Origin of the sequence: Shewanella waksmanii, from assembly GCF_043643685.1 — a bacterium.
In the GTDB taxonomy this organism is placed as follows: Bacteria; Pseudomonadota; Gammaproteobacteria; order Enterobacterales; family Shewanellaceae; genus Shewanella; species Shewanella waksmanii_A.
Genome location: NZ_JBHZSN010000002.1, coordinates 105497 through 129898 on the forward strand (window position 1 = coordinate 105497; position 24402 = coordinate 129898).

Below are 24402 nucleotides of genomic sequence, written 5' to 3' on the forward strand. Positions count from 1 at the left end.
TCGCCCACACCGCTAACCAATAAAAAAAGCCCCTATCTTGCGATAGGGGCCTTTTCCGAATTGGTGGAGGCGGCGGGGCTCGAACCCGCGTCCAAAAAGCCTACATCCTCGGCACTACATGCTTAGTCTTTCTTTTGGTTAACCAACTACACTCCGAAAGACAGGATTGCAATTGGCGAGTCCAGTACTGTTTCGCGGTTCACCCCTGAACAAGGTTCCCTCGCTATCAAATGTAAAGGTGACCATCTAAATACTCTGCCCATTTGAGAAACGTGAGCAAGATGGTAGCGAGCCTAAGCTGCTAGAGCGTTATCGTCGTTTGCAACTATAACTGTGCGGCTTTTTACGAGGCCAACCGCCCCTCGGCATGCTCCTAGGGTTTCGTGAATCTTGTCGAATCCAGAATCGCCCCCAAGTACAATTTGATTGTAACCTGTGCCACCCTCGATTAACAAGGATAAATGCCACAAGTGCAATCGATTGTTCGTTATGCGTACGTTTTAGCGGTTTAACTTACTGTTGAACCGCTTTTTTCATAGTACGTGATTTTTCAATTTTCCATTCGCGCTCTTTGGTATCGTCGCGCTTGTCGTGTTCTTTCTTACCTTTACCTAGACCAATTTCAATTTTAACCCAGGCCCCTTTTCGCCAGTACATAGAGATAGGGACGATGGAATATCCTTGACGGTCAACCAGACCTTGTAATTTATCCAGTTCACGGCGGTTTAGCAGCAATTTACGGTCACGCATAGGATCACAAACGACGTGGGTAGACGCAGTGTTAAGTGGCGTAATGGTGCAACCAAACAGGTAAGCTTCACCGTCACGTAAAAACACATAGCTTTCTGACAGGTTAACTTTACCAACACGAATTGCTTTTACTTCCCAGCCCATAAGGGACAAGCCAGCTTCGTATTTTTCTTCAAACTTATAGTCGAAGTTCGCGCGTTTGTTACGGGCGATAGTTGCTGGTGGGTTTTTTGATTTTTTTGCATTTTTCTTAGCCATAGGCGGCCATTATACGCGCGCCTTTATAATTTGGAATTCCCCTTTGTCATTATTTATTGAATTTCCCGCTTTGACGACACAGTTTGCGGTTTTTTTGTTCGCTTTTAGCTAACAGCCCACATTACTGTACTTACGCGTTAACCGTGGTAAAATTTGCCGCTTTCATTGTTTATTATTGTGATACGAGTATAGGTAACCCAAACAGATGACACAGATTTCCCGTAGCGTGTTAGTTCGCTTTAGTGCTATGCAAATGTACCAGCTAGTGAATGACGTCGAATCCTACAAAGAGTTCCTACCCGGTTGTGTTGGCGGTAAGGTGCTCGAATTTGATGGTGAAACTATGGTGGCATCGGTGGACGTGTCAAAAGCTGGCATTAGTAAAACCTTTACCACTCGTAATCAAGTGATTCCTGGTAAACGCATCCAACTCGCCTTGGAAAACGGCCCATTTAAGCACCTGCGTGGTGAATGGTTGTTTACCGAGTTAACTGAGGATGCCTGTAAAGTGAACTTTGAACTGGACTTTGAGTTTTCAAGTGGGGTTGCCGATATCGCTTTTGGCCGGGTGTTTAAAGAATTAATGGCCTCGATGGTCACCGCTTTTACTGAGCGAGCTAAGGTAATATACCGTTAAGCGCTAGCGAGTCGTTGCTACGAGCGTTAGTGTGATAATTCGCAAATATGTTGAGATATGATTGAGGCTTATGGTGTCAAAACAAGCAGATAGTTTTACGGTTGAGGTGATTTACGCCTTGCCAGAGCAACAAAAGCGTATTCAGGTTGCTGTATCCCCAGGTACTACGTGTATTGAAGCCGTTAAGCTTAGTGACATGGCAAGCTTCTTTCCCGATATCGATTTAGAGTCCGTCAAGCTGGGTATCTTTAGCCGCGCAGTAAAACATCATGAGGTTCTAGAGCCGGGTCAGCGGGTAGAAATCTATCGCCCTTTGATTGCTGATCCAAAAGACGTACGTCGAAAACGTGCTGAAAAAGCCAAAGAGGAAGGGCGTGCCAATAAGGTAACCGGTGGTCGCGCATAGTGAGAAGTATTATGTTTATTTAAATCAAAAGTGCTGATTTAAACAAAAAGTGCTGATTTAAATAAAAAAGGTCGAACATGTGTTCGACCTTTTTTATTAGAGTTAGCTTTTATTCAAACTCTTTGATTTCGTTCAGTTGCTGCTCATCTTCTTCAGGTTTAGCTTCTGGACGAACTTCAGGGTTGAGCGGTTCTAAATCGCCAGTTGTCGATAGCTCTTGGGCGATTTCTGGTAATGAACTTTGCTCAAGTGGCGTATTGAAGTCTTCATTTAACTCGTAATCACCATCGACCTTACTGAGCTGTTCACCATCAAAATGGATAATCAATTCTCTGTGGGTGATTTGCGCGTTGCGACCATTTTTGTAGTGATATACATAGTACCAAGTATCGTCGGCAAAGCTGTCACGCAAAACAGGACGACCAAGAATATACTCAACCTGCTCTTTGGTCATTTCGATGCGCAATTTTTCAACTTGTTGCTTCTCAACATAGTTCCCTTGCGGGATATCGGGTTTATAAACTAACCAGTCAAATACACCGCATCCACTTAATGATAATGAAATTGCAGCAGCGCCTATTAGCGTCAGACTTCGTTTTTTTATTGTCGTTTTACTTGGCTTTATATCGGTCATTGATTGCGTTACATCCTAAAAATCTGTCGGCCATGATAACCAAGCACTTACCCTGCTGACAAGCGCTATTATCTTCTATTATTGTCAAAACCTTGTCCATTGAGACTCATATCAGATGATTAAGTTCATCTTGGCGTGTATTTGGCTATGGTTTGGTGGCGTTTTAAGTTTTTTGGCTATCTCAACACCGACATTAACTTAGGGTGGGTAAATTGCTAATAAGCTATTGCAAAGTCATTATAAAGTCGCAACAATGCAATGAGTTAGATGAACAATTACCCAAATAAGCGAACGTTAAAACATTTACCGACCATCTTTATGAATACTGGAAAATAGATGACGCAAAAAAAGGGCAGTTTGGTGTGTGTAGGCACAGGAATGCAGCTAGCCGGGCAGATAACAGTACTTGCCAAAAGCTACATTGAGTCTGCCGATATTGTGTTTACCTTAGTTCCTGAAGCCTACACAGAGAGATGGCTTAAGAAGCTCAACGGCGATGTTCGTTCATTGCAAGGTTATTATGCCCAAGAGGGGGAGGTGAAGAACCGTCGTAATACTTATGATGAGATGGTTACAGCCATACTTACCGAAGTGCGCAATGGGCAAAATGTTGTTTGTGCGCTTTACGGTCATCCAGGGGTATTTGCCTGTGTTTCTCATTTAGCCATAGAGCAAGCGAAAGAAGAAGGCTATAACGCCCAAATGCTCCCAGGAGTTTCTGCAGAAGCTTGTTTGTGGGCTGATTTGGGGATTGATCCGGGTAGCTGTGGTCATCAAAGTTATGAAGCCAGTCAATTTATGTTTTTTGAGCATAAACCCGACCCATCGACCCATTTACTACTTTGGCAAATCGGTATAGCCGGTGAGCATACCTTGACTCAATTTAATACCTGTAGTGATAAATTGCAGGTGTTAGTTGAGCACCTACTGCAATGGTATCCAGTCGATCACAAGGTCGTATTGTATGAGGCTGCAAGTTTACCAACACAGGCTCCGCGAATAGAACGTATCTCGTTGAGTTTACTGCCACAAGCGCAACTTTCAGGTATTACGACATTGCTAATCCCGCCTTCGCAAACTTTGACCTATAATGAAGCGGTATTAACAAAGCTTGGTATTACCGCTGGGGATTTAGGCTGATGCCATGTAACGGGCAAGTCAATAAATAACAATCAACTGAGTTAAAAGGGAGAGAATATGTCAGATTTGAATGATTTTTTTGAACGTTTAGGTAGCGATGCCAAGTTGTTAGAGGAATACAAAAAAGATCCTGAAGGGGTGATGAAGGCCAATGGTATCAGTGATAAGGATATTGCGATTGTGATGTCAGGAGAGGAAGATCAATTACGTAAGCAATTAGGAGATACCAAATCTGCTAAGGCCTACATAATGATTCAAGCAAATAAGAAGTAATGTATCATTTTTTTTGGTTAATTGGTTTTTTCCTTGTGCATGCCTTGTTTTCGCAAGTGCATGCTGCGGATATTAATCAGCAATTAGATGAGCTGGATCTCAAGCTGACGACGTCAGTTTCTGACGCTAAGCAACTTATTAGTGACCTCAATGAAGTTGGAGACCAGCTTTCTTCTGAACAGCAAGCTCGATTATTGGTTGGAGAATCGGTTGTAAGTTTGCTGGAAAACCGTCAGCAGGATGCGCTGACTTCGCTTGCTGAAGCTGAAAAATACACCAATACAACCGGTATGTTAACTAAGGTGTATTCATATAGAACCGTTGCCTATTTATCATTAAAGCGCTACGCAGATGCCTTAGATACGCTCTCAATGAGCCTTGCGCGGGTTGAAACCCTCGATGACGTTGACATAAAAGTGGATGCCTATATTCGTGCTTCAAATTCTTTTTTAGAGTTGGGTGCATTGAATGAGACTATTTTGTATGCCCAGCGGGCTCAATCGGCATTGTCTGCGCAAGATCAACGCCATTGTAATTTGTATTTAATGGTCGCTGCCGCGAATTTGAGATTGGATAATATTGACGCTGCTGAAAATAACTTTAGCAGTGCCGAAAGCCATTGTAGCAAAGTTAACCGCCCCATGATTGCTACCATGGCACAAAAAGGCTTGGCCGAGGTTCAGTTGAGTCGGGAAAACTATCTGGCTGCTATTTCTCGGCTTGAGAAAGCGTTGGCCGGTTATCAAACATTCAATTATGTCGCCGAAATTAATCACGTATATTCGTTACTTGCTAAAAGTTACCTAGCGCTTGGTGAGCATGACAAAGCGCTGTTTTATGTTAATAAAGTCACTGATTCTGCGCTTGAACCGAGAAACCTCGAGTTTATGAAGGTGTCTGCTAAGGTCAAAGCAGAGCTAGCCTACCGTGAAGAGGATTATCGACAAGCATACGATAATATCGTGTTGTTCCAACAAATCAGTGTTCAAGAACTGGATGTCGCTCAGGCAAAAGAGCAGGCTTATCAGATGGCGAAGTTTGAAAATAATGAGATGAGTCGCCAGTTAAGAATGCTTGAGCAAGACCGCGAGTTATACAATGCCCGCCAAGAGCTGAAGGCACTGGAAGACAGTCGCAATAGTATGATTTTATTAGTGACACTCGGTGGTATGGTGTTAGTTTCTATTTTTGGTGTTACGACGTTAGTACAAAAGCAGCGTTATAAAAAGCTGGCCCAGTTTGACCCACTTACTGGCGCTTATAATCGCGGCATCGGCCAAGAATTAGCTGAAAACCTATTCGTAAAAACCGTGGCCTACCATAAACCCTTTAGTGTGATAATTTTAGATTTAGATAACTTTAAATCCATTAATGATAGTTACGGCCATCACGCAGGAGATTGGAGTCTAAAACAGGTCGCAAAAGTCGTGCGTAAATGCATTAGCGGCCAAGACATGCTTGTTAGAATGGGCGGTGAAGAGTTTGCTATTTTCTTGCCTAATCGTGATAAACAGACTGCGCAACAGTTGGCTGAATTGTGCCGTGAGGGTATTGCTGCCATTGAAGGCAAATACAATAATTACACCTTTGATATTACAGCAAGTTTAGGTGTCACTAGTAATTTGGAGAGTGATTTAAGTTTGGACCCTATTACCCATAGAGCGGATTTAGCTATGTATCGTGCCAAAAATCAAGGCCGTAATAATGTGGTGTTCCAGTTGGACAATAGTGGTGAGTCAACTGCGGATGCTTATCAAAGTAAATTTGCATTGGGTTAGCTAAAACTTAAGTGATTGACTCAAAAGCAAAGGCTTTGGCCTTTGCTTTTTTGTTTAAATACATGGGGCGAGCATTGCTATCACTAGCACTTGCACTATCAATTTCATTATCAAAGGTGTCAGTTTGATAGCTTATGCTAATCGTGCCAGTAAACTAGTATAACTGGGTATGAATCGGCTCAAGCTATTGGTGCTGTTTATCTGGGTTTGATTTGTGTTTTCAGCTGTTTTTTAGCTTTTCTTCAAGCTCTTCTTCAACTTCTCCTTCAGCTTTCCCTTTAGCTTTTTCTTTAGCTTTTTCTATAACATGTTCTAAAGCTGAGTCTTGACACTTTCCCTTGAAAGTTGATTCAAACTATTCAATTCAACTTGCTACGAGACCTCGTATACATTCAATACTTATGCAGTATTTTGTGCTGAATTTGCTGTTTTAAGTGTGATTTTTCAGTTTTTTTTGCCACTAACCAAATTAATTTTGGATGTTGATCGACATACACGTGCGGGCTAAATAAATGGCAAAACAGCCTTTTGATTCTATTTTACGTTAACGTCAAATTAAAACAGTTGTTTGAATTTGGTGCGAGCTACTTCATAGTTATCTTTATGTATTAAAAGGGTTTTGTTTGGTTACGCTAACGGAATAGCTAAACATTATCACGGGTTACCTGGAGCGAAAAGTTTGAGGTATAGCGTACTTATTTATTTACTGGTTCTAATTTAAGTACGTAATTTAATTACCATGTGGGTGCGTGGTCAATTTGTCTGACAATTTAATAACTTGGCTGTCGCTTTAGTTTTAGTTTGTTTTAAATCATTGTTTTTAATATTTTTAATGTTTTGGTTTTACCAATTTATCATTCATGGTTTACCTGAGGATATCGTGTTTTCAAGGTTACAGCTTTGTTGCAATCGGTTTTTTATGTGGTTAGGTTTTATACAAGTTTCAGTTTTTGTGATGTAGAGAGGCGCTGAAAGATATCGCTATCTAACTATCACTGCAGCCAAATAAATGGAAAGAGGGCAAACAGATGACAATTCAAACTATTGAACGAGCGCCAACTGCGACAGGAATTGCCATTACAGGAAAGCACGTTGCTGGCCAAGAGCAGGTGTTATCATCTGGTGCGCTTGGTTTACTGACAAAGTTGTGTGAGTTATTTGGTGGCGAGGTTGCGCAGTTGCTAGAAGCGCGTACTCAAAAGCAGCAACAGGTGGATGCCGGAGAACTGCCTGACTTTCTCATTGAGACGAAAAAGATTCGTGATAGCCGTTGGCAGATCCGCGGTATTCCTGAAGACCTTCAAGACCGCAGAGTGGAGATTACCGGTCCTGTTGACCGCAAAATGGTAATCAATGCGCTTAATGCCAATGCAAAAGTGTATATGGCGGATTTTGAGGATTCGCTGGCGCCGACATGGCGTAAGATCATTGAAGGTCACCAAAACTTGATTGATGCAGTCAATGGCACGATTAGCTATACATCACCCGAAACCGGTAAACATTACAGCCTTAATGATGATCCTGCAGTACTCATTTGCCGCGTACGTGGTCTTCATATGCTAGAGAAGCACCTCACATTCAATGGTCAAGCGATACCTGCTGCATTGGTTGATTTTTGCCTCTACTTTTACCATAACCATCGCCAGTTACTGGAAAAAGGATCTGGGCCTTATTTCTATATTCCTAAAATGGAAAGCCACCTTGAAGCTCGCTGGTGGGCAAAGGTACTTAACTATGTTGAGCAACGCTTCTGTTTAGCGCCCGGTACCATTAAGTGTACCTGTTTGATTGAGACGCTCCCAGCTGTATTCGAAATGGACGAGATATTGTATGAACTGCGCTCGAATATCGTGGCATTAAACTGCGGTCGTTGGGACTATATCTTTAGCTATATCAAAACCTTGAAACAACACAGTGACCGCGTGTTGCCTGATCGCCAAGACTTGACCATGGATAAAGATTTTCTTAACGCCTATTCGCGTTTACTGGTTAAAACTTGCCATAAGCGCGGTGCGCTTGCGATGGGCGGAATGGCAGCATTTATTCCTGCGAAAACGGATCATGAAAATAATGAAGTACTTGCCAAGGTACGCCGCGATAAAGAACTTGAAGCGCGCAACGGACACGATGGTACCTGGGTAGCACATCCTGGCCTTGCAGATACCGCTATGGGTATTTTCAACGAGTTTATTGGTGCAAACCATGTTAATCAGCTGCATATTACCCGTGATGTGGATGCGCCTATACAAGCGAGAGAGTTGCTTACTCCTTGTGAAGGTAAGCGCACAGAAGCGGGAATGCGCCTTAATATTCGCATTGCTTTGCAGTACATTGAAGCGTGGATCAGTGGTAATGGTTGCGTGCCAATCTATGGATTGATGGAAGATGCCGCTACCGCTGAGATCTCTCGGGCATCAATTTGGCAGTGGATTAAGCATCAACAGCGGCTAGACAGCGGTGAGTTGGTGACCAAAGCTCTATTCAAAACCATGCTGGTCGAGGAGTTGGCAGCGGTTAAAGAGGAAGTTGGCCCAGATAAATTCACTCATGGTCAGTTTACTCAGGCTGCCGTGCTATTAGAACAGATCACCTTAGCCGATGAGCTAGTTGATTTTCTAACACTACCTGGTTATGAGATGTTGACCGAATAGTGACCTGTTTCAATCTGCCACACGTGTGCTGATTGTTCCCGTGTTGTATTCCTACGTGCAACGCGGGCTTTTATTACCTTGTTGAGCTATCAAAATCTATTGCTGTTGTAGCTCTTGCTTGTGTTTGCGACTTGTATAAGTCGCTTTTTTTGTTTGCGCGCTGTGTGTTTGTCATGGTGATAGCAAGTTCGCCCCTTCATAAACCCAACTTATGTATGATTTAGGTCAAAAACTCATCTCCCTATAGTGATATAAGGTGAAAATACTAGGTATAACAGCGTATTCTCCGCTATGGTTATATTGGTGAGTGACTCCCTTTTACACTATTCATTAAAGGCAGCCGGGTAAGTTTAGCTTGTTTAATTTATCGAAGTTTCCGGGCTTTAGTGATGACTGAATACAGAGAGCGTATTGAAAATAGCTAACCTCCATTCCCATCAATCGAAAGGAGTCGATTACTGGACCCAGCGTATTAGCGAGCAGGAGATGCCCGCGTTATGCTCCACCGTCAAGTCTTTAGAGAAATTGGCTAAAGATGATGTATCTTCGTTGGCGATTTTAGGTCGCAGTGTGATGCATGACAACGCGTTGACCTCAAGAATTCTTAAAGTTGCCAATAGCGCAATTTACAGTAAAGGGATCACTCAAGTTACGACGGTAAGCCGTGCGGCTGTGGTGTTGGGGTTTGATACCATCAGAAATATTTGTATCACAGCGAAACTACTTAGCAGCTTGCTGGAAAACAAAGGTCTGTCCGAGAATGTCTATCAACGGTTGATCAAGTTGATGGCCAGCTCTTTTCAAGCGGCGATGCTGTCGAAAATGATGCTTAAAGATCATGGCGAAGACCTGCAAGAGGAAGTGTTTGTTGCAGCACTGCTTTACCAGCTCGGTGAAAGTGCGTTTTGGAGCATGGGGGGAGAGCCAACCGAACAACTTGATAGGCTGCTAAACGAGTGTGAGGATGAAAAAGGCCATAAGGCCGTGGTTCGCCAATACCTTGGAGGGTCATTCAATCAGTTGTCGATAGGGATCGCTCGCAGCTGGGGGCTTGGCGATGTGTTACTTAAATCATTAAGTCACCCTAATGAGCGCACACCTGAAATACGCGCTATTTTTTTAGCAAACCAAATCAGTGAGCTAATGGTGCAACCCCATGTTGATTTGCATCGATTGAACCAGAGAATTGCGCAAGCAGCAGAAATGCTAGATATCGAAGCCGACGAGCTTAAAGGCAGGATGATTCGATGCACTAAGGCAACGGCTAAACTTGCTGAAGCTTATGGCGCCAAAGTGTTGGTTGACTTTCTACCGAAAACTGAACTCTTGACGTTGCCAAATGAGCCTGTAGAGGCGCAACAAACCGTTCGTGAGCCCAATCAACTTATTCAGCTAAAAAAGCTGCGAGAACTGACCAGCTGTGCGGTGGAGCAAGCCGATTTTAATCGGGTTTTGACGGTGACGTTGGAGGGAGTGCTCGATGGGTTAGGGGTTGATCGTTGTGCGTTAATGTTACTGTCTCCCAATCGCAAGCGTTTGCAGCCAAGAATAGTGCTCGGTGAGCAAGCTGAAAAAATGAAGGCCGAGTTTCTGATTGACGTATCAGATAAAAGTGGCGTATTTGCGGATGCGATAGCGTTAAAGTGTCCGATGTTTGTTGATGATCCCCATTCAAGTAAGTGGCGCATGTATGTCGATGCAAGTCTGAAACAGCTTACTGGTGAGTGTAGCTTTATGTTAGCGCCGGTGGTGGTGGAATCTAAAGTCATCGGTGTGATCTATGCGGATAGGTTCCATACTGAGCGATCGTTAACGGCAACGGAGTACGATGGTTTTACGCATTTTGCCCAATTAGCCAATGTCTGTTTAGGCGCGACTTTGCACGCCCAATAATTTTAGCAGCGCTATTTCGACGCTATTTCGACGATTTGGTTTCGTGGGCCTTAATCATGCCCGTGATGTTTTTTGCAATGTCATTGGGGATAGGGAAACTCAAATGATATTGCGCGATTTGCCAACCATTTTCTGTCAAAATTAAGCTACCTGTACCACGGCTTGTACCATAAGACTGACTATCTAGTAGTTCATCAAATACCATGGTGTTGCCATATTGCACCATGCGGCGACTGACTGGGGTGTAACGCCATCCTTTAGTGGGTCTTGCATAAGATGCGAACTCATCCATGGTCCAATATTCATTGGCATCAGTACCGATAAATACCGCATTGTTGGTATATAAAGCGAAATAGTTATCCCAATCCGCATTCGCTGCGTACTGGTGCAGTTTATCCAGTTGTTTACCTGCAGCATCTTTTGTCATCGCTGTGGCCAGTTGTTGGCCTTCAGAGTTGGCATTGGCAGTGATGCTAAATAAAGCGAAGATAAAACCGGTTAAGATTAACAGTCGGCTCATAGGAGAAGGTTGTACTTTCATTGGTCAGCGTCATCCTTTGGTATTGATGAAGGTTAACTATGTTTAGTGCCAGTTTACTGGATCGAGTTTAAAAAAGTGACTGAGCTGTTGATATAAATGCCGATGCTGGGCAAAAAGCGCATGAGGCTGCTCAAAAAATACTTCGGTTATCACTGCGAAAAATTCGGCTGGGTTGGTCGCGCCATAATAACTAAACAGTGAATATTCGTGTTGGTGTGCTGCGTTTTGTAGTCGCTCAAACTCTCTAGCAAGTACAAGTGACCATTGTTGGTAGTCTTCGGTTTTTTCTAACTGCGGCGCGCCGTTAGCAGGTCCGGTTTCTTGATCTAGCTGATGGGCAAACTCATGTAATACCACATTGCTGCCGTCACAAGGATTCGCAGTATCTTTTTGAGTTGTTTGCCAAGATAAAATCACAGTGCCTGTATCCCATGACTCGCCTGCTAATACTCGTTGTTGTTCAGATACGACGCCTCCAGGGGCCGTGGTTTGATTATTGACGATAAAGGGGCTTGGGTAGATAAGTATTTTTTGCAATTTTGGATAATAATTGGTTGGACGATTTAGCAGTAGCAAACACGCTTGAGCCGCTACAGTGAGTCGAATTTCATCAGTTATTTTGATGCCGTCGCAGCCGATAAATATTTTTTCATGCAAAAATATCTGGATATGTTTTTTTAACTGCAACTGTAGGTCTGTAGGCAGATGTCGGTAGTAAGGCACTTTAGCTTGTAACGTTTTACGCCAAGGGTGCGGAAATGGCTGATTCGCTATGCGCTGACGCCGACGTTGTAGCCTGATTTGACTCGTTGCTACCCATAAGATAGCGGCAGCGCTTATCAGTAGAATCAGCACGATCATCATGGTTAACGTCCTAGTTTCAATTTATTAGTTAATATTGATATAGGGGCCTTTTTGTGGTTTTCAACATTAACCTTAGTGGAGTTAATCTGGTTCGTTAACTTTGATGGTGTTTCTGCCGCTGCGTTTAGCTAAATAGAGCGCTTGGTCAGCGCGTTCAATTAACGATATGGGGGTGTCTTGTTCTGTTACTGTGGTACAGCATAACCCTAGGCTAATGGTTAGCAGGCCAAAGTACTCGGAATCTTCATGGGGTATGGCCTGTAATCTAACGGCATGCTTCATCTTTTTGGCGATATTAAATGCATTGTCTCTTGAACAATTAGGCATTAGTACCACAAACTCTTCGCCGCCATAACGGGCAAAGGTGCCATGATTGATTTCATCCACCCGCTTGATGGTCCTAGTAATGGTTTTTAAACACTGGTCTCCAGCAACATGACCATAGCGGTCGTTATATTGCTTAAAGCTGTCTATATCGAACAAAATAATGGCAATAGGCTGTTGATAATCGGATGACTTTTTCATTTCGATTGCCAATTGTTGATCAAAGTAACGCCGATTAAAGACCCCTGTTAAGCCATCAATTTCTGAGATTGATTTAACTTTAGTGGCATATCGCTTTAGTGTGGTGAGCGCGTTGACCATTTGTTGTAGTTCAAGGTTGTTGGTTTGTGGTAAAGGATGGTATGGTTTTTCATTTGCGATGGCATGCATTGCCGAGCTGGTGGCTATAACGGGTCTGATGATACCCTGAGAAATCAAACGCCAATTAGTTAGGGCGATAACTAAGGTATATAGTACGCCAGCACAGAAAATTAAAACCACAAACCAATCACTTTCTTGTTTTAGCTGTTCTCCCCTTTGTTGTAGTTTATTCTCTCCTTTACTCACAAAATCAAGGGTATAATCAGAAATTCTTTGGGAAAACTTGGCTTGTAAATCAAGGTGGGCGTCTGCAATGCTATCGGTATTACTGGCGTTTCGATGCAACTGAAATAAATTATTTTGCCCTGTTATGAAACCATTTAATTGTTGGAACCACTGCGTTGATTGTGGCAGTAGCGACTCATTAGCTCGTTGCTGCAGCTGGATATACTGACGCAAAGATTGCCGCTGAATAAGGTTAATTTGGGTAATGTCTTTGGTGTGACGCAACTTAGCTAAGTTAGCAAATAACGACTGAAACTGTTGCTGCAATGCAGTCAATATTTGATGCTGATGAATGATAGCTTGTAATGTCGATTTTGGTGCTTGTTGTAGATGGCTCATCATCTGTTGATCATAACTCGATAACTGCGCCTGAATTTGTTGAAAAATTTGTTGTTCATGCTGCCTTAATAGGGCTTGTTTTTCGACAATGTCTTGCTTTGCCGCCAGTGCTGAACGCGTGAGTGAATTAAGCAGGGGTAACTGTGATTGCTCTTTGTTGAGTTTGGCTTCAAATTTTATCAACCGTTGTTGCTCGTGTTCGGGCAAAGGCATCAATTGCAGCTGTTGAGTGGCTTCTCTGAGCAGCTGCCATTGCTGTGACAATTGTTGCAATAACTGTTGTCGCTCGCTTTCTGTGGTAAATGATTTGAGTTGGTTGGTGACAACCTGTAATCGCTGTGCATCTTTAGCCAATCTTAATGCTGTGGTGATTTTCACTGTGTCATGGTTGACTAAGTTATCGATACGCTGCTGCAGTGCAGTAGATAGAAACAATGCAACGCTACCGATGAACAGCGACATCAGCGCAATAATGATAAAAATGAACTTTGAGCTTTGTTTTAAGCTTTTTAATGGTTTTATGTCTGTCATTTGACTATAGCTGGAACCTCACCATAATGATTTTGTATTTCCAAAATACGCTGTTGAAGCAACTGAACTTGGGTATCAATATCGTTATTCGGATTAGCAAGGTTATAACAGGCTGTGGTCAGTTCTGGGTAAATTCTGCCCATGGCACTGCTGGTGAAGTGGCCCTGTTGGTTAATGTTTTTTGCCCATGCAATATTAGCTTTATGACTTGCTGTAAAAGCGCCATTGATACTTCTATGCTCTGGCTTGGCTAATTGGGTAGATAACACTACATCGGCTCGACAAGGGTTACCACCACCTAATGCATAATCATATTGCGCTTGGTATGACCCCATATATTTTAGCAACCAATAAGCAGCCCGTGGATTTTTTGAGTCGTAGGCAACGGCGAACGCATAGGCGCCATTATAAGGCTTGCCGCCTGGAACTTGAGCAACATTGAGTTTAGCACCTTCGACGTTTGCTTCGACAGCATAGGAAGCATGCCATAAATTGTTGTAGGCAAAAGGCCACATGGCAACATGGCCTTGTGCAATTGCATTAGCGGCTTGTTCAAATGCAAAGTTTGCGTCTGTAGGGTAAGCAAATGTTCGCAGTTTCCTGTAGATACCGGCTGCCTGTGCCAGCGGCGGGTTGTTGGCGGCAATCGTAAATAGCGTTAATGCTTGCGCTTCATAATGAGGTTTTAGCCAATTGCCTTCTAGGCTCCATAGGATCGCTGAAAATTCATCGTTGATATGAGGGCGGTTACCAGCCATTAGCGCTACGCCATAAAAGGGCGCAGTGAGTTTTTTGCCAGCCAGTTTTTCGCCAGCTTGGCGGGTGAAAAATTCACTGACATCGAGCAATTGCTGCATATCTATGGGGGGCGCCAAGGCGTAATCAAAGCGTGCTTTAAAGGCGGCTTTTTCTTGTGGGTGTTCAAACAAATCAGCACGATAATGATTGCCCATAACATAGTTGTTATAGGGGATTGCGTGTATTTGATTGCGATAAGATAAGATGTTGAGTAGCGAGGCGTAATAGGGCTCAAGATAATGATCTATAGATTGCTCACCAAGCGGGTCGTAGAGCTGCGCTAATTCGTTTAATGGAACGGTATAACCGTTAGAAGCCCACTCTTTAGCCCAGCCAGCCTCCATGGTTAACAAGTCAAACTGCCCTTCACCAGCAAGTAAAGATTGGGTTTGACGTTGATACATATCATCAAGTGACAATGAAATAACTTTGACTGGCACTTGAGTTTGGGCTGTAAATTTTGGTAACAGTTGCTGCTGCAAGTAGTCGGTCCAAAAACCTTTTTCAGCGACTAAGGTAAGCGGTTGTTTGTTTTCTAGCGGAGGAATTTGTGCCAGAGAAAATTGGGCCTCAACAATATGTGATGTTACGCCGAAGCTAAAGATAATAGTTTTAAAAAATACGCGAAACACCAAACATTACTCCGATAATATGTATTGGGTAGTGTATTAATACTATTCTAGTAGCAAGTTGTACACTTAAATTTTACCATCCATTTACAAGTGGCGGGTGGCAGAGGGAAAAAAACTGGCAGCTCGGAAAGTACTTTATGGGAAAAGTAAGCTGCCAGTGAAAGGTTGGGAGGAACCCAAAAGATTGCGTACATACTTTGGTTTTACAGGCGTCTACTCCACTATCATAGTGCTTTCGACTCGTCTACGTTCACTCTCACTGAGCGTGTAATGATGCTCAATCAGAAAACGTATTAGTTTAGATTTAGCGATGTCACAATCGTTCGCTAAATCAGTTAAGTGGGCGATAGCTGACTCACTTAAGGTGAAAGTGGCTTTGCGAAATGGCGCATTACCTTTACCTATTTTGCGAACAGTATCGACGTGTTGATTAGCCTCTTGGTGAGGTTTGAGCTCAATGATTTCAGCTAAGTTACTTTGTCGGCCGTCGCCTGCCGCGTATAACGTGGCTTGATCAATAAACCCATCAATCATGGCATTGAGTGACATCTGCTCAGGGGTATTGAGCGTTTGCCTACGATTAGACTGCGTAGAGTTTTTCTTGAGATCGGCTAGTCCCATAGTCACCCCTTAGTTTGGCTTGCTGTTTTTGTGCAAGTTGGTTGCGGATCTCTGTAGCACTTTTTACCTTAAACACTTCACAGGCAATATTACGGATCTCATCGGCTGCTTTGCCGTTAGGCTGAATTTCAATAACGGATAAGCCCGACTCTTCGCTGTCGTCATAGATGTTACGACTGTAGGTAATGGCATCGAGTACATTGATGTCATAGGTACGACACACATCTTTGGCTTCAAAAATACGATTGGCCTGATTAGGGAGGCTAGGGCACTGAGTGATCACAAATGAGGCTTGCATTTTAGGGTTGATCATCATGCAGGTCGCAACGATATCATCCATATGACTCACGGTTTTAAGGTCTCGACGTTTTGGTCTTAACGGCATGAGTACGTGAGAAGCTACCGACATGGTTGCTCTTAATGCTAAGTTGTCTTGGCCGCCACAATCGACTATCACATAGTCGTAATGTTGCTCCAAGCTCAGTAAGTCATTGCGAATTTTACCGTATAACTGCACGCAGTTGATGCCAGTTAATTCGGGGTTATTGTTTCGTGCTTGAATCCAGTCAGAAGTTGTTCGTTGGGGATCGCAGTCAACCATGATGATGGAGGCACCGCATTCAGCACTTAAAAATACTGCAAGATTTTGAGCAATACAGCTCTTGCCACTGCCTCCTTTTTCTCCGCCGACGAGTATGATCATATTGTTCCCCTTGGTAGCACCGATTTATAACGATAGGTCGAATTAGCTGCTTAAATAAGTTGTTATTTGGCCATGAGGTGGCATTTTGTCATAAATTTAAGCAGTTAACGCTTTTCTAATGTCAAATTTAGAGTGTAAAGATAATAGGGTCAACTGTATGATTTTTGACGATTTTTGTTTTTTTGACTGGCGTTAGAACGTTGACGGATTAGCTAATTAGACGGTTATTTGACAAAGGTAGCGTAAATTTAAGTCTAATTATTAATTATAAAGCAAATACAATATGTTATATCATTGTTATGGTTTGCGTTGTTAGCTTCAGTGGTTAACTTGGGGGGGGGGATTCACTCACACTGTTCATCTTTAATAACCAAAAACAACACTTTTTTCATTTATTATGTCTATTTGGTATAGGGCTGATGGATATTTTTAAAGCTATTAAGGGTTTACCATTTAGTTAAGGCTATGGTCCAATGGCAACCGATAATGGCAAATGGATGGTATTGAGGTGGAAGAGAAACAGTTAATCGAGGCAATTAATCAAACCATGCCTTTTGGTAAGTATGCAGGTTGTAAACTGTTGAATTTGCCAGAGCCCTATTTAGTCTGGTTTCACTCAAAAGGCTTTCCTGAAGGTAAACTCGGCCAGCAACTGGCATTGATGTATGAGATAAAATTGAATGGCTTAGAGCAGATGCTACAGCCACTACTGAATAAAGTTCCCAATAAATAGCCTCTCCTAGCAGCAAATGAGAGCTATGTCTAAAACTTTGCAATCCAACTGCAATTGGCTACTTTAGGTAGAGATTTATTATTGAACGCGTGCTTTAATAATTGGCAAATCTAAATCGTTAAGGAAATTGTAATGATAGCTAAATTGGTCAAACTCGCAGCTGCAGCAACGCTAGCGTTGGGTATTTCTAGTGCGTGGGCTGCTGGTGTTGTTCATGAAGGTACTGTTGTCGATACCATGAACGGTGGTGGTTATACCTACGTAAAGATCAAAGAGTCTGATAAGACTTTTTGGGCTGCTGGTCCACAAGTTGAGATTAGCAAAGGTGATACTGTAGTTGTTCAAGAGCAGATGTGGATGAATGATTTTACCAGTAAAACTTTAGATCGTACTTTTGACGAACTGTTGTTTGTTGGTCGCATTGATAAGAAGTAGTTCACAGATTTTTAAAACGGCGTTAATAGTTTACTATTAACGCCGTTTTTTTATCTGCGCCATTATAGGGAGGAGCCATGCAATTTGAATTAGTCGATTTTGATAACCGCTATGCTTCGCAAATCCCTTTGCTCTATCATCTAGCCGTACATGGCTATCAAGGTGACTTTTATAACCAAGCACAATTACAGGCATGGTCAGCGAGACCGCGCTCTGTCTATCATTGGCGTGCTAGGTTAAATCGCAGTCGCTGTTGGTTGGCGCTGATTGAAGATAAATGTGTTGGATTTATTAACGTCGAAACCCATTATCATACCCGTGGCTACGTAGACAGCCTTTACGTGTTACCCCAGTATCAAGGACTCGGAATCGCAAGTGCACTGGTTGCTAAAATGGAAAGCTGGGCGCGAGCACAAGGCTATATTCAGCTTAACGTTGATGCCTCTATTTCATCTAAACCGCTATTTTTACGTCATGGATTTAGCTTGCACCACAAACGCTACCAGCAAAAGCGCGATCAAGTGATTGTTGGTTTTGCCATGGTCAAACAGCTTGAAAGTTCGTAAGCCAAGTGCCTAATCACTTTCTTATGCCGATTGGTACTATTCATTGTGGCTATTGTATTGGTGGTGGCTTTGATAATTCACTTGTGGTGAGAGTACATCATCAATATGTTGCTCTTGCATGTAGGCGATGAACGCGGATGGTAAAGTGACACCATCTAATGTTTTCTGCCAGCAAGCTTGCAGTAGCGGCGCGTAACCTTCTTTGCCCGATGTGGTGTAAGCCGATGAGACACCATGATAGTAATGATTCGGATCGATGGTTAACCAGTTGTCAGTATGCTGGTGACTAAGGACTTCGACTTTAACGATGCGCTGACCAATGGGCTTACGGCCATCATAAAAATACCTAACGCCGTAGGTATAGGGAAAGCTGCCTGCGCCAGTTCCTGTGACACTGTTATTGGTCGCACTGTTGATTGCCGATTCTAACGCTTCAATTAAGTAGGTGCCCTTAATACGATACTTAACTAAGGGTAAGTCGAAGGGTAAAATACGCCCAACTACATCGGCAAGGGTGAGCTTACCTTTGTTGAGTGATTGTCGTACACCGCCAGCGTTGTGCAATACAAAATCGATTTTACAGTGATGTCGCTGTACTTGGTGATAGATACTTTTACAGATCCAAGGGGCGATTTCACTGCCATGGGGAAGGGCTTTACTGGGTAGTCGTGTATGGACCAAGTTACGCGGAATGAACCCTAAAACTTGATGTTCCATGGCATCGATAGCTGGGCGATAATGATCATCAATAACCTGTTGTACTTTTCGGCAGCGCTCGTCAGTCAACAGGTTTGGGTGCTCAGCGATGATCTTGGCTAGATGTTCATGTTGGTGCTGGCTGACTCCAGAGGCTGATTCAGCAAGGAAAGCTTTATCAAGCATGAAATAGTTGCTACCGGTGAGCTTAGTGATTCGGCCTTGTGCATCAAATTCCATGCTGGCTAAACCTATGGTTTCCGCATACTTCCCTGCTTGTACGATGGGGGTGTGGTTATGCATCTCGCCATAAGGGGTCGCAACTAACCCTAGTTGTTGAAAATCGCCCTGTAAGCTATGGCTGTGACCACCGACAATAAGGCTGATGCCATCCACTTGTTGTGCAAGCACTCTATCTTGAATCAAGCCCAAATGACTCAACACAATAATATGATAAATACCTTGCTGGTGTAGATGAGCGATGGTGTTGCGCGTGGCCTCGATAGCATCGACAAATTCTGTGTCTTCATCAGGGCGGGCAATCAGTTTCATTTGGTCTAAAGTGATACCAATAATGGCCAATTGCTTGTCATGGAAAGGCTTTAGTATGTACTTGGCAATACCTTGCGTCGCATCAAAATCGTACAAATTGGAATGATTCGCCAATTGATGGGATTTGTGTGGGCTCTCTGCGCTCAAATCCATGTTACCCGCCAGCAGAGGGAATTGAATGTTATCGAGAAAGTCACACACAGGCGCGTTACCAGCATCGATTTCATGGTTACCCAAAACCATCGCATCGGGTGCCAATAGGTTTAATAGGTGCGCGTTGGCTTTGCCTTTAAACTGGTTAAAATACAGAGTTCCTTGAAAACTGTCGCCACCGTGTAGAAACAAAAACGGCTGTTGATTGGCTGTGGCTAGTGCGCGGGCTTTGTCAACTTGGTAGGCAATTCGTGCTGCACCGCCACTGTGGCTATAGACTTCAAATAGCTTATCATCTAGCTGAATATCGAACTGCACATGGTTAGGGTCAAAGTGCGAGTGGGTATCATTAATGTGTGCTAGCGACAGCGAATAAGTAGTCATAAATTTCCTCAGATAACGCGGCCGCAAAGTTTACCATAGCTTTTGTGGGCCAAGCTAAGCGTTTTACACTTTAGTTTGTAAGTTTTGGCTTCAATAAAAAAGGGAGCCGTAGCTCCCTTTAAAGTTGTTGTGATTTTAATTGTCTTTTTCAGCTTGAGGCGTTTCTACATAGGAGTCAAATTCGCCATCAGATGACAAGCGAATTCCTTTATGCTTCATGCGGCGCTTCCACAGTTTACGGGCAAGTTGCTGCATGTCCGTCACTGGGTCATTGCTATCAACAATCTCTAAACCTAATAAAGATTCAATGATATCTTCAAGGGTGACAATACCTTGTCCACTGCCATACTCATCGACCACCATCGCCATTTTAGTATTACGCTTAATCATCAGTTCAAACAGCGGTAATATTTTTGCTGTTTCTGGCACAACAATCAGACTGCGCTTTAGATCTAAAATGCGACTTTGCGGCGTTTGACGCTCAGCCAGCAAAATATCATTACGATTAATAAAACCGATAATATCATCAGGTTCATTATGGTAAATCGGTATGCGAGTAAATGGTTTGGCTTTATGGAGCGTCGCAAACTCTTCTTGGGTCATATCGCTTGGTAAGCTAAACATCACCGTACGCGGCGTCATGATTGCCGTCACAGGCATCTCTTTTACTGACAGCATCTGCGTTAGAATTTGTGACTCTTGTTCATCCAGTTCGCCTGATTCTTGACCGATTTTCGCCATCGCACTCATTTCTTGACGAATATACTGGCCCTCATCACCTTTACCCATTAATTGGGTCACCTGCTGTGACATCCATATTAGCGGCTTAGTGAGACGTTCCATCCACATCAGTGCATAAGACACTGTTGGTGCGAGTGAGCGCCAATAATTGGCACCAAGTGTTTTTGGAATAATCTCTGAAAAGAACAGGATTAAGAAAGTAAGCACACCTGAGAACACACCAAGCATTTCATCACCAAACACTTTAGCCGCTTGTGCACCTGCAACGGCGGCACCCACGGTGTGAGCAATGGTGTTGAGTGTCAAAATAGACACTAGCGGCGATTCTACATTGGCTTTTTGTCTACTTAGGCGATCGGCAGCCTTGGCATTAGTTTGACCTAATGTCGCAATATAACTAGGCGTGACAGATAGTAGAACAGCTTCAAAAACACTACAAAGAAATGATATCCCGATAGCTACAAGGATAATAACAATGAGGGTGACCATGTGGGTGGAAGAATAACTCCGAGTATCAAGCCAAAATTAGCTCGTCTGGATTCTAACACAGTATTTTTAAAATGTGCTTAAGATCTTTATTGATTAAACAATATTCATAAATTAATCACCAAAGGCTTATATATCATGGGTCAACATAGACTCAGTCAGGTGTTTTTACCTTTGTGACTCTCAGTGACCTTATCGCGAGGATGCTAGCTATAATGATAGGGAGTCTGTATAATTCGCCGCCCTGTGGCGGGTTTTCGTGTTGAGGTTGTGCAAAATGAGTGAGAAAAAAATCAATTTATTGGATCTTGATCGTAAGGGATTAAGAGCATTATTTACCGAGATGGGTGAAAAGCCGTTTCGTGCCGATCAATTGATGAAATGGATTTACCATTTTGGTATTAGCGACTTTGAAGCGATGACCAATATAAACAAGGCGTTAAGAGCTAAATTAGCTGCGCGTTGTGAAATCGTCGCACCGGAAATTTCAAGTTATCAAAAGTCTAACGACGGCACCATTAAGTTCGCGATCAATGTTGGTCAAGGCCAAGAAGTTGAAACGGTTTATATTCCTGAAGAAGACCGCGCAACGCTCTGTGTGTCATCACAGGTTGGCTGTGCACTTGAGTGCACTTTCTGCTCTACTGCTCAGCAAGGTTTTAACCGTAACCTCACCGTATCAGAAATTGTTGGTCAAATTTGGCGCGTTTCGCATTTCTTAGGTTTTCAAAAAGAAACCGGAGAACGCCCGATCACTAACGTTGTGATGATGGGGATGGGGGAGCCGCTACTTAACCTTAATAATGTTATTCCAGCCATTGATATTATGTTGGATGATTTTGGCTTTAGCTTATCAAAGCGTCGCGTAACGGTCTCTACTTCAGGGGTTGTTCCAGCGCTTGATAAATTAGGTGATGTGTTAGATGTGGCATTGGCTGTGAGCATCCATGCACCCAATGATGAGCTAAGAGATGTGTTAGTTCCGGTTAATAAAAAGTACCCGTTGGAAGACTTTCTGGCGGCGATTCGCCGTTATTTGGCTAAGTCCAATGCTAATCGCGGTAAGGTAACGGTGGAATATGTGATGCTTGATCACATTAATGACAGCACTGACCAAGCCCATGAATTGGCAAAGGCGATGAAAGATACGCCATGTAAAGTGAATTTGATTCCGTTTAACCCTTATCCTGGTTCACCTTATGGGCGTTCATCGAATTCTCGAATAGATCGTTTCTCTAAGGTATTGATGGAATATGGTTTAACCGTCATCGTGCGTAAAACTCGTGGTGATGATATCGATGCTGCATGTGGTCAGCTAGCAGGGGATATTCGCGACCGAACCAAACGTTTAGCGAAAAAACGCATGCAAGATAATCAAATATCGGTCACAATAAACTAACTCATTGTATCTTAAGTTAGATAGGCCCATTGATGAACCCAAGTGTGCATAAATTATCAGTGATTATTGCGCTGTCATCATTGTTGATGACAGCCTGCGTAACAGAACGCACTTACAGTGGTACTGATGTGCCGGTCACAGAGCGTGAGTTTGACAATACCGCTGCCGCACGACAAAGGGTACAATTGGGTCTGACTTACCTGCAAAAAGGTAACAGCGAGCAGGCAAAATACAATTTAGACAAAGCAGAAGAGTTTGCGCCGCACCTTGAAGATGTGCATGTGGCACTGGCCTATTACTACCAATCTGTTGGCGAACTAGAGCTAACAGAGAAGGCATACCGCAAAGCCATTAACGCCAGTGATGCAACGGGAGACTCGTTAAATAACTTTGGGGTGTTTTTGTGCCAACAAGAAAAGTACGCTGAGTCTGAACAAATGTTTCTGCGCGCGGTCAAAATGCCTAAGTACACCCGTTCCGCCTCAAGTTATGAAAACTTAGGCATATGTAGTCGTAAATCCGGTGACTTGGCAAAAGCACAACAGTATTTTGGTATGGCGCTCAAGTATGACCCACGAAGAAGTGTGTCGTTGTTAGAGTTGACTGAGATAGAACTTGAGCTGAAGAATTACCAGCAAGCTAAGCAAGGACTGGCGCGTTATCATCGCGTAATACCTGAGTCCGCAGAAAGTTTAGCTTTAGGCATTAAAATTGAGCATGGCCTTAACGATACGGAAGCCGCGCGTAAATTTGGTATTTTACTATTGGCGAAATTCCCCGCATCAGAAGAGGCTAAGCAATATCGAGCAAGTATGCACTAATGACAGATAAACAGATCGATATGCTAGAAGATAAAGACGAAGTCGCTGACTCTCCAACGATAGGTGAGGTTTTGGCGGCTGCGCGTAGTGAGAAAAGCTTGTCAATTGAACAAGTAGCCAAATCGCTAAATTTGCGACCAGGTATTGTGAAAGACATCGAAGCCGATAACTTTGATGATATGGGGTCAACCATTTACGTAAAAGGTTATATTAAAAATTATGCACGCTTAGTTTGTGCAGACCAAACCTTGATCGAACAATGTGTAACCAAGCAGTTTCCTCCTGTTGCCGATCCGGCAATGCAAAGCTTCTCCCGTAAAACCTCTCGTCAAGCCCGTGATGGCCGCTTTATGTTGGTCACCTATTTGATAGTCGCGGTGTTATTGGCTTTGTTAGTGTTATGGTGGGTACAAAAGTCCAATATGCTATCTGGTATCGACTTTTCAAAACCGACCGTGGAAGAAGTTGCTGAGCTAAACGCACAAACGTCCTTACAAACCCTGCCCAGTAGTGCAGCTGTGATGCAATCCGCTGTCGCTTCCAATGCTGCTGATTTAGTTGAGCAGATTATTGAGCAGCCGCAACCGGCAGCTGACGAGATCCAACTGGCGGCAGAAGATAATTCGCACCAAGTGAGCACAGTTGATGGCCTTGCGGGTCAAGATAGCACTGTCGTAGATAGCACTGGCGAAGATGGCTCCGCGCAGCAATACCTTGCAAATGCTTCTGAAACTGAGCTACCTGTTACGTCTGCTGTGATGAGTGTGGGTGAGGCCGATACAGTCAACACAGAAACATTGAGTCTGATACTTGATGGTGATTGCTGGATCCAAGTTAAAGATGCCGAAGGCACCCTATTAATAAACGATTTAAAGCTTGCAGGTAGTGAACACCATGTTAGTGGTCAAGCACCGTTTAATATTACCTTAGGCGCGCCGCAAGCTGTAACGCTAAAATTAAATGACCAACCCATTAATTTAGCGCAGTATCCAAGCGGTCGCGTTGCGCGCCTGACATTGCCCGATGTGCAGTGAAGCTTGATTGAAATAGAGTAAAT

23 protein-coding genes and 1 other RNA gene are annotated in these 24402 nt (G+C 43.3%); 13 read left to right on the forward strand and 11 right to left on the reverse strand.

Annotation, left to right across the window (positions count from 1 at the left end; all coding sequences use genetic code 11):
- Positions 1 to 61: 61 nt before the first annotated feature.
- Both ssrA and smpB read right to left on the reverse strand, forming a co-directional pair.
- Positions 62 to 413: a transfer-messenger RNA gene (ssrA, locus tag ACHUFW_RS03330) on the reverse strand.
- 100 nt (positions 414 to 513) lie between these two features.
- Positions 514 to 1008 (reverse strand): SsrA-binding protein SmpB, encoded by a 495-nt coding sequence (gene smpB, locus ACHUFW_RS03335; RefSeq protein ID WP_394200588.1) that lies wholly within the window; start codon positions 1006 to 1008, stop codon positions 514 to 516.
- Between the two features lie 205 nt (positions 1009 to 1213).
- Between smpB and ACHUFW_RS03340 the strand changes: the two genes are divergently transcribed.
- Entirely contained in the window at positions 1214 to 1645 is a 432-nt protein-coding gene (locus ACHUFW_RS03340; RefSeq protein WP_394200589.1) for an SRPBCC family protein, read from the forward strand.
- A 70-nt stretch (positions 1646 to 1715) separates the two neighbouring features.
- Complete coding sequence (locus ACHUFW_RS03345; protein ID WP_394200590.1) at positions 1716 to 2051, forward strand: RnfH family protein; 336 nt, start codon at positions 1716 to 1718, stop codon at positions 2049 to 2051.
- A 109-nt stretch (positions 2052 to 2160) separates the two neighbouring features.
- Here the strand turns inward: ACHUFW_RS03345 and ACHUFW_RS03350 are convergent, their stop codons facing one another.
- Complete coding sequence (locus tag ACHUFW_RS03350) at positions 2161 to 2685, reverse strand: outer membrane protein assembly factor BamE (RefSeq protein WP_394200591.1); 525 nt, start codon at positions 2683 to 2685, stop codon at positions 2161 to 2163.
- A 336-nt stretch (positions 2686 to 3021) separates the two neighbouring features.
- Between ACHUFW_RS03350 and ACHUFW_RS03355 the strand changes: the two genes are divergently transcribed.
- The 5 genes from ACHUFW_RS03355 (at position 3022) to ACHUFW_RS03375 (ending at position 10420) form a co-directional block, all read left to right on the forward strand.
- The gene (locus ACHUFW_RS03355; RefSeq protein ID WP_394200592.1) at positions 3022 to 3825 is read left to right on the forward strand and encodes an SAM-dependent methyltransferase; all 804 of its coding nucleotides are present in this window, start codon (positions 3022 to 3024) and stop codon (positions 3823 to 3825) included.
- A gap of 57 nt (positions 3826 to 3882) precedes the next feature.
- Entirely contained in the window at positions 3883 to 4098 is a 216-nt protein-coding gene (locus tag ACHUFW_RS03360) for a hypothetical protein (RefSeq protein ID WP_394200593.1), read from the forward strand.
- On the forward strand, positions 4098 to 5876 hold the full coding sequence (locus tag ACHUFW_RS03365; RefSeq protein ID WP_394200595.1) for a GGDEF domain-containing protein: 1779 nt from the start codon (positions 4098 to 4100) through the stop codon (positions 5874 to 5876). Before ACHUFW_RS03360 ends, ACHUFW_RS03365 begins: the two co-directional genes overlap by 1 nt.
- Positions 5877 to 6904: 1028 nt before the next feature.
- Entirely contained in the window at positions 6905 to 8527 is a 1623-nt protein-coding gene (gene aceB, locus ACHUFW_RS03370) for a malate synthase A (RefSeq protein ID WP_394200597.1), read from the forward strand.
- Positions 8528 to 8938: 411 nt separating this feature from the next.
- Positions 8939 to 10420 carry an HDOD domain-containing protein gene (locus tag ACHUFW_RS03375; RefSeq protein WP_394200599.1) on the forward strand — a complete coding sequence of 494 codons (1482 nt, stop codon included), beginning with the start codon at positions 8939 to 8941 and terminating at the stop codon, positions 10418 to 10420.
- 22 nt (positions 10421 to 10442) lie between these two features.
- Here ACHUFW_RS03375 and ACHUFW_RS03380 read toward each other — a convergent pair whose 3' ends face one another.
- From ACHUFW_RS03380 to ACHUFW_RS03405, 6 genes are all read right to left on the reverse strand, one after another.
- Positions 10443 to 10961 (reverse strand): nuclear transport factor 2 family protein, encoded by a 519-nt coding sequence (locus tag ACHUFW_RS03380; protein ID WP_394200601.1) that lies wholly within the window; start codon positions 10959 to 10961, stop codon positions 10443 to 10445.
- Between the two features lie 42 nt (positions 10962 to 11003).
- A complete protein-coding gene (locus ACHUFW_RS03385; RefSeq protein WP_394200602.1) occupies positions 11004 to 11825 on the reverse strand; it encodes a M90 family metallopeptidase in 822 nt (273 codons plus the stop codon).
- Between the two features lie 81 nt (positions 11826 to 11906).
- Positions 11907 to 13625, reverse strand: a complete 1719-nt coding sequence (locus tag ACHUFW_RS03390) for a diguanylate cyclase domain-containing protein (protein WP_394200604.1) — start codon at positions 13623 to 13625, stop codon at positions 11907 to 11909.
- Positions 13622 to 15031, reverse strand: coding sequence for an ABC transporter substrate-binding protein (locus ACHUFW_RS03395; RefSeq protein WP_394201119.1), 1410 nt, complete (start codon positions 15029 to 15031; stop codon positions 13622 to 13624). Before ACHUFW_RS03395 ends, ACHUFW_RS03390 begins: the two co-directional genes overlap by 4 nt.
- A 237-nt stretch (positions 15032 to 15268) precedes the next feature.
- Positions 15269 to 15676 carry a CopG family transcriptional regulator gene (locus ACHUFW_RS03400; RefSeq protein WP_394200606.1) on the reverse strand — a complete coding sequence of 136 codons (408 nt, stop codon included), beginning with the start codon at positions 15674 to 15676 and terminating at the stop codon, positions 15269 to 15271.
- Positions 15636 to 16379 carry an AAA family ATPase gene (locus ACHUFW_RS03405; RefSeq protein WP_394200608.1) on the reverse strand — a complete coding sequence of 248 codons (744 nt, stop codon included), beginning with the start codon at positions 16377 to 16379 and terminating at the stop codon, positions 15636 to 15638. The genes ACHUFW_RS03400 and ACHUFW_RS03405 overlap by 41 nt, the downstream gene beginning before the upstream one ends.
- Positions 16380 to 16887: 508 nt before the next feature.
- Here ACHUFW_RS03405 and ACHUFW_RS03410 point away from each other — a divergent pair.
- The 3 genes from ACHUFW_RS03410 to ACHUFW_RS03420 all read left to right on the forward strand — a co-directional run bounded on the left by ACHUFW_RS03410 (position 16888) and on the right by ACHUFW_RS03420 (position 18113).
- Positions 16888 to 17112 (forward strand): DUF3820 family protein, encoded by a 225-nt coding sequence (locus ACHUFW_RS03410; protein ID WP_394200609.1) that lies wholly within the window; start codon positions 16888 to 16890, stop codon positions 17110 to 17112.
- Between the two features lie 132 nt (positions 17113 to 17244).
- Positions 17245 to 17547 (forward strand): NrfJ, encoded by a 303-nt coding sequence (locus ACHUFW_RS03415; RefSeq protein ID WP_394200611.1) that lies wholly within the window; start codon positions 17245 to 17247, stop codon positions 17545 to 17547.
- A gap of 77 nt (positions 17548 to 17624) precedes the next feature.
- Complete coding sequence (locus tag ACHUFW_RS03420) at positions 17625 to 18113, forward strand: GNAT family N-acetyltransferase (RefSeq protein WP_394200613.1); 489 nt, start codon at positions 17625 to 17627, stop codon at positions 18111 to 18113.
- A 36-nt stretch (positions 18114 to 18149) separates the two neighbouring features.
- Here ACHUFW_RS03420 and ACHUFW_RS03425 read toward each other — a convergent pair whose 3' ends face one another.
- Positions 18150 to 19898 (reverse strand): bifunctional metallophosphatase/5'-nucleotidase, encoded by a 1749-nt coding sequence (locus tag ACHUFW_RS03425; RefSeq protein ID WP_394200615.1) that lies wholly within the window; start codon positions 19896 to 19898, stop codon positions 18150 to 18152.
- Positions 19899 to 20033: 135 nt separating this feature from the next.
- Entirely contained in the window at positions 20034 to 21128 is a 1095-nt protein-coding gene (locus ACHUFW_RS03430) for a CNNM domain-containing protein (RefSeq protein ID WP_394200616.1), read from the reverse strand.
- Between the two features lie 274 nt (positions 21129 to 21402).
- On the opposite strand from ACHUFW_RS03430, the gene rlmN reads away from it, so the two are divergent.
- From rlmN to ACHUFW_RS03445, 3 genes are read left to right on the forward strand one after another with little or no spacing between them, the layout of a single operon-like run.
- Positions 21403 to 22524, forward strand: coding sequence for a dual-specificity RNA methyltransferase RlmN (gene rlmN, locus ACHUFW_RS03435; protein WP_394200618.1), 1122 nt, complete (start codon positions 21403 to 21405; stop codon positions 22522 to 22524).
- A gap of 32 nt (positions 22525 to 22556) precedes the next feature.
- Positions 22557 to 23345, forward strand: a complete 789-nt coding sequence (gene pilW, locus ACHUFW_RS03440) for a type IV pilus biogenesis/stability protein PilW (protein WP_394200619.1) — start codon at positions 22557 to 22559, stop codon at positions 23343 to 23345.
- Positions 23345 to 24379, forward strand: coding sequence for a RodZ domain-containing protein (locus ACHUFW_RS03445; RefSeq protein ID WP_394200620.1), 1035 nt, complete (start codon positions 23345 to 23347; stop codon positions 24377 to 24379). The genes pilW and ACHUFW_RS03445 overlap by 1 nt, the downstream gene beginning before the upstream one ends.
- Positions 24380 to 24402 lie beyond the last annotated feature (23 nt).